This is a genomic window from Candidatus Pelagibacter sp. HIMB1542 (assembly GCF_052047835.1).
In the GTDB taxonomy this organism is placed as follows: domain Bacteria; phylum Pseudomonadota; class Alphaproteobacteria; order Pelagibacterales; family Pelagibacteraceae; genus Pelagibacter.
In genome coordinates this window covers 320,595-335,883 of record NZ_JBNAJB010000002.1, presented here as the reverse complement: position 1 = coordinate 335,883, position 15,289 = coordinate 320,595, and the positions used below count along the sequence as shown (strand labels likewise).

Here is a 15,289-nt window from a genome sequence, read left to right as displayed (position 1 = left end):
CAATGAATCATTACGATATTAATCTGGATAGAAATAATGCAAATTATGTTCCATTAACACCACTAACATTTTTACAAAGAGCCAAAGATGTTTATCCTGATTATGAGGCTATAGTTTATGAGGATAGAAGCTATACTTGGAATGAAGTTTATAAAAGAGCAGTAAAATTTGCCAGTGCACTTTCTAAAATTGGTATTCAAAAAGGAGATACAGTATCTTTTTTAGCTTTTAATACTCCTGAAATTTTTGAGGCACACTACTCAGTTCCAATGACAGGAGCTGTTTTAAACACAATTAATATAAGATTAGATGCTAATACAATTAATTATATTTTAAATCACAGTGATGCAAAGGTATTGGTTGTAGATAGACAATTACATGTAGAAGTAAAAAAAGCTTTAAAAAATTTAAATAAAAAAATCACTGTTATAGATATTAACGACAAACATGCTGATCAATCGAAATTAGAAAAAATTGGAGATTTAGAATACGAAAGTTTTTTAAATACTGGAGATGAAAATTTTGATTGGAAAATGCCTGATGATGAGTGGCAAGCAATATCTTTAAGTTATACTTCAGGTACAACTGGCAATCCTAAAGGTGTTGTTTACCATCATAGAGGCGCGTACTTAATGTCTACTGGAAGTACTGTTGCCTGGAACATGCCTAATCGTTTAAACTTTTTAACAATTGTTCCTATGTTTCATTGTAATGGCTGGTGCTATCCATGGACAGTTCCAATGTTAAATGGAAGAACAATTTGCTTAAGAAATATTGATGTTAAGAAAATTTTTGAGCTTATTGATAAATATGACATTACTCATTTTGGAGGAGCACCAATAGTTTTAAATATGATAACTGGAGCTCCCGAAAGTGATAGAAAAAAATTAAAGCATAAAGTTTATGTCTTAACTGCTGGAGCACCTCCCCCAAGTATTATTTTTAAAAAAATGAAATCTCTTGGATTTGAAGTTATGCATGTTTACGGTCTTACAGAAACATATGGTCATGTTACACAATGTGCGTGGAATGATGGATGGAATGATTTAGATGAAGATAAACAAAATGAGATTAAAGCAAGACAAGGAGTAAGGTATCCCAATACAGAAGGAGTAACAGTTTTAGATCCAGAGACGATGAAAGAAGTTCCTAAAGATGGAAAAACTATCGGTGAGATCATGATTAGAGGAAACGTAGTAATGAAGGGTTATTTTAAAGATAAAGAAGCTACAGACAAAGCAATGAAAGATGGATGGTTTCATAGTGGTGACTTGGCAGTTATGTTTCCTGATGGATATGTAAAAATTCAAGATAGATCTAAAGATATTATTATCTCAGGGGGAGAAAATATTTCATCAATAGAAATTGAAAATACTTTATCTAAACATCCTTCGGTTTCAATAGCAGCAGTAGTTGCTAAACCAGATGAAAAATGGGGAGAAGTACCTTGTGCTTTCATCGAGATGGTTCAAGATAAGCCTGTTACTGAAAAAGAATTAATTGATTTTTGTAAAGAAACTTTGGCTGGATTTAAAGTTCCCAAAAAGGTCGTTTTCTGCGAACTACCTAAGACATCAACTGGAAAAATACAGAAGTTTGAACTGAGAAAAAAAGTTTAGGAATCTAATTGATATTTGAAATCGAAAATAAAAGTATTTTTGCTTCAGACAATGGTAAAGGTATAGATAAAAACAAAGATACCATTGTTTTTCTTCATGGAAGTGGCTTATCTCATATTGTTTGGTCATTAAGTGAGCAATTTTTCTCAAATAATAATTTCAATGTATTATCTATTGATTTACCAGGACATGGAAATTCTGAGGGGCCATGTTTAAAAACTATTGAGGAAATAGCAGAATGGTTGGAACTTGTATTTGATGCCTTAGAACTTCAAAATTTAATTTTAGTTGGTCATTCACAAGGATGTTTAGAAATACTTGAATATTCCCATAGATACAAAGATAGACTAAAAAAAATAGTCTTTATAGGTGGATCTAATAAAATGCCTGTTCATCCTGATTTGATTGAGCTTGCAGAAAATGGAGATTCTGATGCAGTAAAGTTAATGATGAAGTGGGGATACGAAGGTTCAAAAAAATTTATAGGTGGAAATCCAGTTGAAAGAATTATTCAATCTCCAAAAGATATTAGTGAAATACTTGCTGTAGATCTTATAGCTTGTAACAATTACAAAAATGGTTCAAACGCAGCTGGATCCATTGAGGTTCCATCAATGTTTGTTTTTGGTTCTTTAGATAAAATGGTTAATTTAGAATCTGGAAAAAAATTCTCTCAATTAATCAAAAATTCAACTATTTATGTAATAGAAGGATGTGGGCATATGATTATGATTGAAAAAGCATTTGAAATGCGGGACAAGGTTTTAGAATTTTTAAATAAATGAAAAATTATTCAATAGCAAAATCTAGAAGACTTAGAAGTACACCATATACTTCAAGGATAGAAAAACAAGGTGTAACAGCTTATACAATTTATAATCATATGTTGCTACCAGCAGCGTTTGGATCTGTAGAAGATTCTTATCATCACTTAAAAGAACATGTTCAAATTTGGGATGTTGCAGCAGAAAGGCAAGTTGAAATTTCAGGAAAAGACTCAGCTAAATTAGTTCAATTAATGACTTGTAGAGATTTATCTAAATCTAAAGATGGCAGATGTTATTATTGTCCTATTATAGATGACCAAGGTGGATTAATTAATGATCCTGTAGTGCTGAGATTAAGTCAGGAGAAATGGTGGATATCCATTGCAGACTCTGATGTAATTTTATTTGCAAAAGGATTAGCAATTGGAAATAAATTTGATGTGAAAATCTTTGAACCAAATGTAGACATCATGGCTGTTCAAGGTCCAAAATCATTTAAGTTAATGGAAAAAGTATTTGGCGAAAAAATAACTAAATTGAAATTTTTTGGATTTGATTATTTTAATTTTGAAGGAGTTGACCACTTAATTGCACAATCAGGTTGGTCTAAGCAAGGTGGCTATGAAATTTATGTTCAAAATACAGAGTCTGGTCAAAAATTATATGATCATTTATTTGAAGCTGGTAAAGAATTTAATGTTAAGCCTGGATGCCCTAATTTAATAGAGAGAATTGAAAGTGCTCTTTTATCATTTGGAAACGATATGGATAACAATGATAACCCGTTTGAGTGTGGTTTTGACAAGTATGTTAATTTAGATAGTGATTCAAAGTTTTTGGGTAAGGAAAAATTAATAAAAATAAAAGAAGAAGGAATTACCAAAAAATTGATGGGTATAAAAATTGATATTAATGAAATCAGTGTAACAGGTTCTCTAGATTTGACAGATGAAAACAACAACCTAATTGGAGAATTAAGATCTGCTTGCTATTCACCTCACTTCAAAAAAGTAATTGGTATAGCTATGATGAAAAAAGGATACTGGAATCCTGAGCAAAATGTAAAAGTTGTTGTAAATGGACATAATTGCGCTGGAAAAGTTTGCGATTTACCTTTCATTTAGTATAACAACCCCATCATGAATATAGCTATAGTCGGAGCCACAGGCAATGTTGGAAGAAAAGTACTAGAAGTACTTGAGAGGAAAAATCTGCCTATCTCAGAAATTTTTTTAGTTGCATCTGCAAGAAGTGCTGGTTCAAAAATTAATTTTAAAGGTAAAGACATAGAGGTTGAAAATTTAGAGACTTTTGATTTTTCAAAAGCAAAAATTACTTTTTTTGCGGCAGGTGGAAAAATTTCAGAAGCTTATGCCTCAAAAGCAGCAAGTCACAGTATTGTAATAGATAATTCTAGTTTTTATAGAATGGACCCTGATGTTCCTCTAATTGTACCTCAAGTAAATGCGGATGACTTAAAAAATATAAAAAAAAATATTATTGCTAATCCTAATTGCTCAACTGCACAATTAGTCTTACCATTAAAACCAATCCATGATTTATTTAAAATAAAAAGAGTAGTTGTAGCCACATATCAATCAGTATCTGGTGGTGGTAAAGCACCAATGGATGAATTAGTAGAACAGACTAAGCTAGCACTAGAAAACAAAGCAATTGAATCAAAAAATTTTACAAAACAAATTTCATTTAATTTAATTCCACATATCGATGTATTTGCTGATGACGGATACACAAAAGAGGAATTAAAAATGACCAATGAGACTAAAAAAATTCTAGATCAAAAGATTGAATTATCAGCAACTTGTGTAAGAGTACCAGTTTTAGTTTCTCATTCTGAAGCAGTAAATTTAGAATTAGAAAAAGAATTTACAATTGATCAAATTAAAGAATGTCTAGAGAAAATGGAAGGCTGTAAAGTTATTGATGAGAGACAGGATGGTGGATATTCAACACCACTTGAAGCCGCTGGAAAAGATGAGACATTCATTTCAAGAATTAGAGAAGATAAGACTAAAAAGAATTGTTTAAATATGTGGATTGTCTCAGACAATTTACTTAGAGGTGCAGCTTTAAATGCAGTTGAAATTGCTGAAACATTAATAAAAAATAATTTTTATGGAAAGTAAAAGACCTCTTTCTCCTCATATACAAGTTTATAGATGGCACATATCATCATTAGTATCTATTTCTCATAGAATTACTGGAATAATAAATATAATAGCAATAACTTTAGTTTGTGTCTGGGTTTCTTGGCTAACTTTAGGAGAACCCAAATATGATTTGATAAACTTTTTTTTTAATTCGTTTCTTGGAAAATTTGTTGCAATAGGGTTAGCTTGGTCTTTTAGTTTTCAAATACTTAGTGAAATTAGACATTTAATAATGGATATGGGTTATGGCTATGAACTGAAAACTACTCGTATAACAGGTTTGATGGTGATCTTTGGTTCATTGATTTTAACTATTTTATTTTACTTAATTGGAAAAAATTTTTTTTAATATGAATTTAGCTACAAAAAAATGGGTGTTTTTAAAGTTATCATCAATAATTTTAGTCCCTTTAATGCTTTGGTTTATAATTAATTTCATATCAGTTTATGATGGAGATTATTCTGAAGTAGTTAGTTTTTTTTCAAATAAAACAAATAAGTTTATATTTAGTATATTTTTAATTTTTTCTTATTTTTTTTCTTCCCTAAGTATTAGCGAGGTTTTTGAGGACTATATTTCTAACGAAAAAACCAAATATGTCGCAAACAGACTTCTCTATATTTCTGCTATAATCATACCACTATTAACAATAATAATTTTACTTAATCTAAAATAATGAGCGCTTATAATATTATAGATCATGAATATGATGTAGTTGTCTTAGGTGCTGGTGGATCTGGCTTGAGAGCTGCGGTCGGGTTAAGCGAAGCTGGTTTAAAAACAGCCTGTATTTCAAAAGTATTTCCAACCAGAAGCCACACATCTGCTGCACAAGGAGGTATCTCAGCTGCACTTGGCAACATGGGAGAAGATGACTGGAGATGGCACATGTATGATACGGTTAAAGGTGCAGATTGGTTAGGTGATCAAGATAGTATTGAGTATTTATGTAAAGAAGCTCCAAAAGCTGTTTTAGAATTAGAAAAATATGGAGTTCCATTTAGTAGAACTGAAGAGGGAAAAATATATCAAAGACCTTTTGGTGGAATGACAAAAAATTATGGAAATGGAATTGTACAAAGAACATGTGCTGCTGCGGATAGAACTGGTCATGCAATTCTTCATACGCTTTATGGACAAGCCTTAAAACATAACACTGAGTTTTTTATAGAATATTTTGCATTAGATCTTTTAATGAAAGATGGAGCGTGCAAGGGATTAATTGCATGGAATTTAAATGATGGAACAATCCATAGATTTAGAGCACATACTGTAATTATAGCTACAGGTGGATATGGGAAAGTCTATTATTCAGCTACATCTGCGCATACTTGCACTGGAGATGGAAATGCAATGGTATTAAGAGCTGGATTGCCTCTTCAAGATATGGAGTTTGTTCAATTTCATCCAACAGGAATTTATGGTCATGGCACGTTAATAACAGAAGGTGCTAGAGGTGAGGGTGGTTATCTAACTAACTCTAAGGGCGAAAGATTTATGGAAAGATATGCTCCAAATGCAAAAGATTTAGCATCAAGAGATGTTGTTAGTAGATCAATGTCTATTGAAATAAATGAAGGAAGGGGAGTTGGAAAAGATCAAGATCATGTTCATTTAAACTTAAGTCATTTAGATAAAGATATTATTGAAAGTAGACTTCCAGGAATTACTGATGCTGCAAGATTATTTGCAAATGTAGATGTAACTAAAGAGCCTATACCTGTTGTGCCAACAGTTCATTATAATATGGGTGGTATTCCAACAAATTACAAAGCAGAAGTTTTAACTGTTAATGGTTCAGAAAAAACTGTTCCAGGTCTGATGGCTATAGGAGAAGCAGCATGTGTATCTGTTCATGGTGCAAATAGACTTGGCTCTAATTCATTAATTGATTTAGTAGTGTTCGGAAGAGCAGCAGCAAAAAGGGCAGCAGAATTAGTTAAACCTGGAACTCCTCATGAAGAGTTACCCGAGTCTGAGACACAAAGATGTTTAGATAGATTTGATAAGTTAAGAAATGCAGATGGTAATAATAGTACTGCAGAACTTAGACTTTCAATGCAAAAAACAATGCAATCTAAATGTGCAGTATTTAGAACAGAAAAAAATTTAAAAGAAGGCGTTGATGATATTAGAAAAGCTTATGATGGAATGGACTCTATTTCTGTTAAAGATAGATCTTTAGTATTTAATACTGATTTAGTTGAAACTTTAGAATTTGATAATTTAATAAGACAAGCAGTAACAACAGTAGAATCTGCATATCACAGAAAAGAAAGCAGAGGAGCTCATGCAAGAGATGATTATCCAAAAAGAGATGATGATAAATTTATGCAACATACTCTTGCTTGGTGTGATGGAAAAAATACAAAAATTAGTTATAGGCCAGTCCACAAGTCAACTTTGACTAATGAAGTTCAATATTTCCCACCACAAGAGCGGGTATACTAATGGTACAATTGAATTTACCAAAAAATTCTGAAGTCAAAAAAGGTAAATATTTTAAAGATAAAACAGGCTCTAAAAATCTTAGAAGAGTAAATGTTTATAGATGGGACCCTTCTACTGAAGAAAATCCAAGAATTGATACTTATGAAGTTGATATGGATAATTGTCCTTCAAAAGTTTTAGATATTTTAAATAAAATTAAAAACGAAATTGACCCAACATTAGCTTATAGAAGATCTTGTGCTCATGGAGTTTGTGGTTCTTGTGCTATGAACATGGGTGGCAAAAATGGTTTAGCGTGCACAACTCCACATTCGGAAATTGATGGAGATATAGACATATATCCACTGCCGCACTTGAAAGTTAAAAGAGATTTAATTGGTGATTTAGATGGTTTGTATAAACAGTATCAATCTATTGAACCTTGGTTAAAAAATAATTCAAAAGTAGAAACAAAAGAAATTTATCAATCTCAAGAAGATAGAGCAAAACTTGATGGCGCTTATGAATGTATTATGTGTGCATGTTGTTCAACATCTTGCCCAAGTTATTGGTGGAATGGAGATAAATACTTAGGTCCAGCAGTCCTTCTACAAGCTTACAGATGGATCGTTGATAGTAGAGATGAAGAAAGAAAAGCAAGGTTAAAAAAAGTTGCTGATGAATTAAAACTTTACAGATGTCATACTATTTTAAATTGTACAAATGCTTGTCCCAAAGGCCTAAATCCAGCAAAAGCAATTGCAGAAATTAAAAAAATGTTAGCTACGGCTAATGTTTAAATAGACTATTAAGTTTTTTTGATTTAAAAGACCGTATTCATGAAATTAATAGAGCACTTCGTTAATGGAAAAATAATTCCAGGTTCATCTGATAGAAAAGGAAAAGTATTTAATCCTGCAACAGGAGAACAAGAATCTGAGGTTAGACTTGCAAGTAAATCTGATTTAGATCAAGCTGTAGAAGCAGCCAAAAAAGCATTTGAAACTTGGTCTGCAAAACCTCCTTTACAAAGAGCAAGGATAATATTTAAATTTAAAGAATTAATAGAAAAAAACTCTGATGAGTTAACAAAGCTAATAGTATCAGAACATGGAAAAGTTTTTGAGGATGCTAGAGGATCTTTAACAAGAGGGCTTGAGGTAGTTGAGTTTGCTTGTGGAATTCCTCATTTGTTGAAAGGTGAATATTCAGAAAATGTTGGAACAAATGTTGACAGTTGGTCAATGAGACAACCTCTGGGGGTGGTAGCTGGAATTACTCCATTTAATTTTCCAGCAATGGTACCAATGTGGATGTTTCCAATAGCAATTGCTTGTGGAAATACATTTATATTAAAACCTTCAGAAAAAGATCCTTCATGTCCACTTAGATTAGCAGAGTTACTTAGTGAAGCTGGATTACCCGAGGGAGTATTTAACGTAGTTAATGGTGATAAAGAAGCTGTTGATGCAATTTTAGAAAATAAAGATATTAAAGCTGTAAGCTTTGTCGGATCCACTCCAATTGCAAAATATATCTACGAAAATTCAGCTAAAAATGAAAAAAGAGTACAAGCACTTGGAGGTGCAAAAAATCACTTAGTAGTCATGCCAGATTGTGATTTGGATGGTGCAGTAAATGGATTGATGGGTGCAGCTTACGGATCTGCAGGTGAGAGATGTATGGCTCAATCTGTTGCTGTTGCTGTTGGAGATATTGGTGATGAACTAGTTTCAAGACTTTCAAAAAAAGCAGAGGCCTTAAAAGTAGGACCTGGTATGGATAAAACTTCAGAGATGGGACCTCTGGTTACAAAAGAACATTTAGAAAAAGTAAAAAGTTATGTTGATTTAGGAGTTGAAGAAGGTGCTAAATTAGTTGTAGATGGAAGAAACTTAAAACTCCAAGGTTATGAAAACGGATTTTATATAGGTGGTTGTTTATTTGATCACGTTAATAAAGACATGAGAATTTATAAAGAAGAAATTTTTGGTCCAGTTCTATCTGTAGTTAGAGTTAAAACTTTTGAAGAGGCTGCAAAACTAATCAATGATCATGAATACGGAAACGGAGTAAGTATTTATACTAGAGATGGTGATGCAGGCAGAACATTTGCTAGTAAAATTCAAGTAGGAATGGTTGGTATCAATGTTCCAATTCCAGTTCCTATGGCCTTTCATAGTTTTGGTGGTTGGAAAAGATCATTATTTGGAGATAGTGGCATGCATGGCATGGAAGGAATAAAATTTTATACTAAACTTAAAACTGTAACATCACGATGGCCTTCAGGTGTGCGTACAAACGCAGAATTTGTAATGCCAACAATGAAATAAGAGGAAATAAATGAAAAAAATATCTTTAATTGGCGCAGGCCAAATAGGTGGAACATTAGCACATTTAATCGGAATAAAGGAGCTTGTTGATGAAGTTGTTTTATTTGACGTTGCAAGTGGAATAGCTAAAGGAAAGGCTTTAGATATAGCTCAATCATCATCAGTTGATGGATTTAATGTAAAATTATCAGGTACAGACGATTATAAAGATATTAAAGATTCTGATGTTGTTATAATTACAGCAGGAGTTCCTAGAAAGCCAGGAATGAGTAGAGATGACCTTCTTGGTATAAATTTAAAAATTATTAAACAGGTAGCTCAAGGAGTAAAAGAAAACGCTCCGAACGCCTTCGTAATTTGTATCACCAACCCTTTAGACGTAATGGTTATGGCGTTTCAAAAGTTTTCAGGTTTGCCTGCAAATAAAGTTGTCGGCATGGCAGGAATTTTAGATAGCTCAAGATTTAAACTATTTTTATCATTAGAGTTTGGTGTGCCTGTGAGAGAGATTGAAGCAATGGTTATGGGTGGTCATGGAGATACTATGGTTCCAATGCCAAGATTTACAAAAGTATCTGGCAAACCTTTATTGGATCTTGTGAAAGAGGGAAAGATTTCTCAAGAGAGAGTTGAAGAAATTAATCAAAGAACTAGAGACGGTGGAGCAGAAATTGTTAAGTATTTAGAAAAAGGTTCTGCTTTTTATGCACCTGCAGCATCGGGAGTTCAAATGGCTGAATCATATTTAAAAGATGAAAAAAAATTATTACCTTGCGCAGTACAGTTAAATGGTGAGTACGGAGTAGAAAATGTTTATGCTGGAGTACCAGTTGTAATTGGTAAAGATGGAGTTGAGAAAATTGAAGTAGTGGATTTAGATGAAAAAGAAAATAAAGAGTTTATGCACTCTATTGATGCTGTAAAAGCTCTTTGGGAAGCTGCCTCTAAAATAGATCCAGATCTTTCAAAATAATAATGAATATTCACGAACACCAAGCGAAAGAAATTTTAAAGAAATATGGAGCAATAGTTCCAGCAGGATTTTTTTCAACAAATGTTGATGACTTGATTGAAAAAGCAAAAAATTTAAAAACTGAAAAGTATGTTTTAAAGGCTCAAATTCATGCTGGTGGTAGAGGTAAAGCTGGAGGAGTTAAAATTCTTAATACACTTGAGGAATTAAAAAATTCAGCAAATGAGTTGCTTGGAAAAACACTTGTAACTCATCAAACTGGACCAGAAGGAAGAGAAGTTAAGCGATTATATGTTGAAGAATCCTCTAATATAGAAAAAGAATTCTATTTATCATGTTTAGTTGATAGAGCGAGCTCAAAGATCGCATTTATTTCAAGTGACCAAGGTGGAATGGATATTGAAGAAGTAGCAAGCTCAAATCCAGAAAAAATTATTACAACTAAAGTTGATATAGCTGAAGAAATATCAGATGCAGATTGTGAGTCAGTAATTAAAATTTTTGATTTAAACAGTGATGCAAAAGATCAAGCAATTTTACTAATCAAATCGATTTATAAAATGTTTATTAGTACAGATGCTAATATGGTTGAGGTAAATCCTTTAATTTTAACAAAAGAGGGAAAGATTGTTTGTTTAGATGCGAAAGTTAATTTCGACTCTAATGCATTATTTAGACACCCTGAAATTTTAGAATTAAGAGATCTAAATGAAGAAGATCCTACTGAGATTGAAGCTAGCAAACATGATTTAGCTTATATCAAGTTAGATGGAAGTATTGGATGTATGGTTAATGGTGCAGGTCTAGCAATGGCAACTATGGATATAATCAAATTATATGGTAAAGAGCCAGCTAATTTCTTAGATGTAGGAGGTGGAGCCTCAAAAGAAAAAGTTTCTGCAGCATTTAAAATTATTCTTTCAGATAAAAATGTGAAGGGAATTTTGATAAATATTTTTGGGGGAATAATGAGATGTGATGTGCTTGCACAAGGAGTAGTGGACGCTGCAAAAGAAATTAATATTAGTGTACCTTTAGTAGTTCGACTTGCAGGGACAAATTTTAAAGAAGGAAAAGAAATTTTAGATAATTCAGGTTTAAAATTAATTTCAGCAGAGAACTTAGATGATGCTGCTAAGAAAATTGTTGAGGCTATTAAATAAATGTCAGTTTTAGTTAATAAAGAAACTAAAGTAATTTGTCAGGGTTTTACAGGTGCACATGGAACTTTCCATTCAGAGCAAGCAATAAAATATGGAACAAATTTAGTAGGAGGTGTTACTCCTAAAAAAGGAGGTCAAAAGCATTTAGACAGACCTGTATTTAATTCTGTAGCTGAAGCTAAAGATGCAGTTGGGGCAGATGCCACTATGATTTATGTGCCTGCAAAATTTGCTGCCGCAGCAATTATAGAAGCTATCGATGCATCTGTTGAATTAATTGTTTGCATTACTGAAGGTATCCCAATTCAAGATATGCTTAAGGTTAGAAAAAAATTAGATGGGTCTAATAGCAGACTTATAGGTCCAAATTGTCCAGGAATTATAACTCCAGATGAATGTAAAATTGGAATTATGCCTGGTAATATTCATAAAAGAGGTTCAGTTGGAATTGTATCTAGATCTGGAACTTTAACCTACGAAGCGGTTGCTCAAACAACTGAAAATGGATTGGGGCAATCAACATGTATCGGAATTGGAGGAGATCCTATAAATGGTACAAATTTTATAGATTGTTTAGATCTGTTTTTAAATGATGAAGAGACACAATCAATTTTAATGATTGGAGAGATAGGAGGTTCTGCTGAAGAGGAAGCTGCAGAATTTTTGAAAAACCATAAGATTAAAAAACCAACAGTTGGATTTATAGCTGGAATTACCGCGCCACCAGGGAGAAGAATGGGGCATGCAGGTGCAATTATTTCTGGAGGTAAAGGTGGTGCAGAGGATAAAATAAAAAAAATGGAAGAATGTGGAATTACAGTCGCAAAATCACCATCAATAATTGGTAAAACTTTATTTGATAAACTGTCTAATTGAAAAATATTTTTTAGAGGGATATATTAAATAAATAAGATGTCATCATCAAAAAATCTCGATTTCGAAAAAAATTCATTTTTACATAAATCAAATAGTGCATTCATTGAGCAAATGTACTTAAAATTTATTAACAAAGATAAAGATCTCCCTGAAAGTTGGTTAAATTATTTTGAAGGAATCGGTGATGAAATAAAAGTAATTGCTAATGAAATAAATGGACCGTCATGGGGACCAGAAAAGACCAAAATAAATATTGATGAGCTTCAAAAGAAAATAGATGAAAATGAAATTACTAATTTAAATAATGAAAAAATAGATACTTCAGAAAAATTTAATTTTCAATTACTTGCAGATTCTAACAAAGATTCAATAAGTGCAGTTGCGTTAATCAGAGCTTACAGATTAAGGGGGCATTTGTTAGCTGATCTTGATCCTTTGGGAATGAGAGAGTCTGAATATTTAGATGAACTTCATCCAGAGTTTTATGGTTTTAAGAAAGAAAACTATGAAAGAAAAATTTTCTTAAACGGCGTGATAAATAAAAAGTATGCCAATATTAAAGAAATTTTAAAATTTATGAAAAAAACCTATTGTGGAAAAATAGGTTATGAGTTTATGCACATTTCTAATCCTGATGAAAGAAAATGGTTTAGAGATAGAATTGAGCAAGATGATAAAGCTCTTCAGTTTACTAAAAATGGTAAGGAAGCAATTCTAAATAAATTAGTTCAAGCAGAAGGTTTTGAAAAATTTTTAGCAACTAAGTATGTTGGTACAAAAAGATTTGGATTAGATGGAGGAGAAAGTTTAATTCCTGCACTTGAGCAAATAATTAAAATTGGTGGTCAACAACAAATTAAAGAGGTTAAAATTGGAATGTCTCATAGAGGCAGACTAAATGTTTTGGCTAACGTTTTACAAAAATCTTATAAAAGAATATTTAATGAATTTGCTGGTGAATATAGTGATGACTCTGAGGATAGTGCTGGAGATGTAAAATATCATCTTGGTGCATCTTCTGACAGACAATTTGATGGAAATTCTGTTCATGTTAGTTTGACAGATAATCCATCTCACCTTGAAGCAGTAAATCCTGTCGTTTTAGGACAAACTAGAGCAAAACAATTTTTTCATAAAGACAAAGAGAGAAACAAAGTTATCCCAATACTAATTCATGGTGATGCAGCATTTGCCGGTCAGGGTGTGGTAGCAGAATGTTTTGCTATGTCAGGTCTACCAGGACATAACACTGGTGGAACTATCCATATAATTGTAAATAATCAAATTGGTTTTACAACGAGTCCTCGATTTGCAAGATCGTCACCTTATCCTTCTGATGTTGCAAAAATGGTTGAGGCTCCAATTTTACATGTTAATGGAGACGATCCAGAGGCAGTTGTTTATGCTACCAGAATAGCTACAGAATTCAGATTAAAATTTAATAGAGACGTTGTAGTAGATTTAATTTGTTACAGAAGGTTTGGTCATAATGAGGGAGATGAGCCATCGTTTACTCAGCCATTGATGTATCAAAAAATTAAATCTCACCCAAGTGTATATAAAATTTATGGGAATAAACTGGTTAATGAAAAATCAATTACTCAAGAATTATTAAATCAAAATGTTAAATCATTTAAAGATTTATTAGATGATCAATATAAAAGTGCAAAAGACTACAAGCCTAAAATAGAATGGTTTGAGGGTACATGGTCAAGATATAAACCTGAGAAAGGAAAAGATAAAAGAGGAATATCAGGTTTTGATGAGGAGAAATTAAAAATAATTTCAAAAAAAATAAATACAGTACCATCAGAAAAAAATATTCATAAAACTATTAGTAAAATATTAAATGCGAGAAGAGACTTGATTGAAAAAGGAGTGGGAATTGATTGGTCTTCAGCAGAAGCTCTTGCGTTTGGATCTTTGTTAGTTGAAGGATATCCAGTTCGTTTAGTTGGACAAGACTCTGGTAGAGGAACTTTTAGTCAAAGACATTCTGTACTAAGAAATCAAATTGATAATTCAAGATATATTCCATTAAATAATATTGTCAAAGGTCAAAAACAATTTGAAGTAGTAGATAGTTTTTTATCTGAACTTGCAGTTTTAGGTTTCGAATATGGTTACAGTTTGGTTGAACCAAACACTCTAACAATTTGGGAAGCTCAATTTGGAGATTTTGCAAATGGAGCTCAAGTTGTGATTGATCAGTTTATAGCATCAGGTGAGAGAAAATGGAATAGAGCATCAGGCCTTGTAATGTTGTTACCTCATGGATACGAAGGTCAAGGTCCTGAACATTCATCTGCTAGATTAGAAAGATTTTTACAGTTATGTTCAAACGACAATATGCAAGTTATGAATTGTACAACTCCAGCCAATTATTATCATGCATTAAGACGTCAAATGCATAGAGATTTTAGAAAACCACTAATTATAATGACTCCAAAGTCATTACTCAGAAATAAATACTGTGTTTCTAACTTAGAGGATTTTAACAAACAAAATACTTTCCATAGAGTTTTGTGGGATCATGCGATTGATCCAAAATCAAATGGTTTTATTAAACTTAAAGAAAGCTCTGAGATTAAAAAAGTTATTTTGTGCTCAGGCAAAGTTTACTTTGACTTACTTGACGCTAGAGAAAAATTAAAAAGAGATGATGTAATTATGTTTAGAATAGAACAACTTTATCCTTTCCCAGCAAAAGCTTTAGTAAACGAACTTAAACCTTATGCCAAAAATGCTAAATTCTTTTGGTGTCAAGAAGAGCCAAAGAATATGGGAGCATGGTTTTCAGTGAGAGATTATATTCAATGGACATTAGATACTTTAAAGGCTAAATATAATGAAATTTCTTATATAGGAAGAAGCCCTGATGCAACTCCAGCAACTGGATATGCAAAGAGGCATAATTCTCAGCAACAAGAAATAATTAATAAGGTGTTTGATTAAA

General features: G+C 32.2%; 13 protein-coding genes. All 13 read left to right on the top strand.

Going from position 1 to position 15,289, the window contains the following annotated elements; all coding sequences use genetic code 11:
• Positions 1–2: 2 nt before the first annotated feature.
• From ACTTBI_RS06015 to ACTTBI_RS05955, 13 genes are read left to right on the top strand one after another with little or no spacing between them, the layout of a single operon-like run.
• Entirely contained in the window at positions 3–1,619 is a 1,617-nt protein-coding gene (locus ACTTBI_RS06015; RefSeq protein WP_440613685.1) for an acyl-CoA synthetase, read from the top strand.
• Between the two features lie 8 nt (positions 1,620–1,627).
• Entirely contained in the window at positions 1,628–2,404 is a 777-nt protein-coding gene (locus ACTTBI_RS06010; protein WP_440653147.1) for an alpha/beta fold hydrolase, read from the top strand.
• On the top strand, positions 2,401–3,510 hold the full coding sequence (locus ACTTBI_RS06005) for a dimethylsulfoniopropionate demethylase (protein ID WP_440653146.1): 1,110 nt from the start codon (positions 2,401–2,403) through the stop codon (positions 3,508–3,510). Before ACTTBI_RS06010 ends, ACTTBI_RS06005 begins: the two co-directional genes overlap by 4 nt.
• A 15-nt stretch (positions 3,511–3,525) precedes the next feature.
• Positions 3,526–4,533 (top strand): aspartate-semialdehyde dehydrogenase, encoded by a 1,008-nt coding sequence (locus ACTTBI_RS06000; RefSeq protein ID WP_440653145.1) that lies wholly within the window; start codon positions 3,526–3,528, stop codon positions 4,531–4,533.
• Complete coding sequence (gene sdhC / locus ACTTBI_RS05995) at positions 4,523–4,906, top strand: succinate dehydrogenase, cytochrome b556 subunit (protein WP_440653143.1); 384 nt, start codon at positions 4,523–4,525, stop codon at positions 4,904–4,906. The genes ACTTBI_RS06000 and sdhC overlap by 11 nt, the downstream gene beginning before the upstream one ends.
• Before the next feature lies 1 nt (position 4,907).
• Entirely contained in the window at positions 4,908–5,234 is a 327-nt protein-coding gene (gene sdhD / locus ACTTBI_RS05990) for a succinate dehydrogenase, hydrophobic membrane anchor protein (RefSeq protein ID WP_440653142.1), read from the top strand.
• Positions 5,234–7,009, top strand: coding sequence for a succinate dehydrogenase flavoprotein subunit (gene sdhA, locus ACTTBI_RS05985; RefSeq protein WP_262589897.1), 1,776 nt, complete (start codon positions 5,234–5,236; stop codon positions 7,007–7,009). The genes sdhD and sdhA overlap by 1 nt, the downstream gene beginning before the upstream one ends.
• The gene (locus tag ACTTBI_RS05980) at positions 7,009–7,788 is read left to right on the top strand and encodes a succinate dehydrogenase iron-sulfur subunit (RefSeq protein WP_440619063.1); all 780 of its coding nucleotides are present in this window, start codon (positions 7,009–7,011) and stop codon (positions 7,786–7,788) included. The genes sdhA and ACTTBI_RS05980 overlap by 1 nt, the downstream gene beginning before the upstream one ends.
• A 39-nt stretch (positions 7,789–7,827) precedes the next feature.
• Positions 7,828–9,321, top strand: a complete 1,494-nt coding sequence (locus tag ACTTBI_RS05975) for a CoA-acylating methylmalonate-semialdehyde dehydrogenase (RefSeq protein ID WP_075506082.1) — start codon at positions 7,828–7,830, stop codon at positions 9,319–9,321.
• A gap of 10 nt (positions 9,322–9,331) precedes the next feature.
• Complete coding sequence (mdh, locus tag ACTTBI_RS05970; protein ID WP_440653140.1) at positions 9,332–10,294, top strand: malate dehydrogenase; 963 nt, start codon at positions 9,332–9,334, stop codon at positions 10,292–10,294.
• Positions 10,295–10,296: 2 nt separating this feature from the next.
• On the top strand, positions 10,297–11,457 hold the full coding sequence (sucC, locus tag ACTTBI_RS05965) for an ADP-forming succinate--CoA ligase subunit beta (protein WP_440613694.1): 1,161 nt from the start codon (positions 10,297–10,299) through the stop codon (positions 11,455–11,457).
• Positions 11,458–12,333, top strand: coding sequence for a succinate--CoA ligase subunit alpha (gene sucD / locus ACTTBI_RS05960; protein ID WP_075506079.1), 876 nt, complete (start codon positions 11,458–11,460; stop codon positions 12,331–12,333).
• A gap of 36 nt (positions 12,334–12,369) precedes the next feature.
• A complete protein-coding gene (locus ACTTBI_RS05955; protein ID WP_440653139.1) occupies positions 12,370–15,288 on the top strand; it encodes a 2-oxoglutarate dehydrogenase E1 component in 2,919 nt (972 codons plus the stop codon).
• Position 15,289 lies beyond the last annotated feature (1 nt).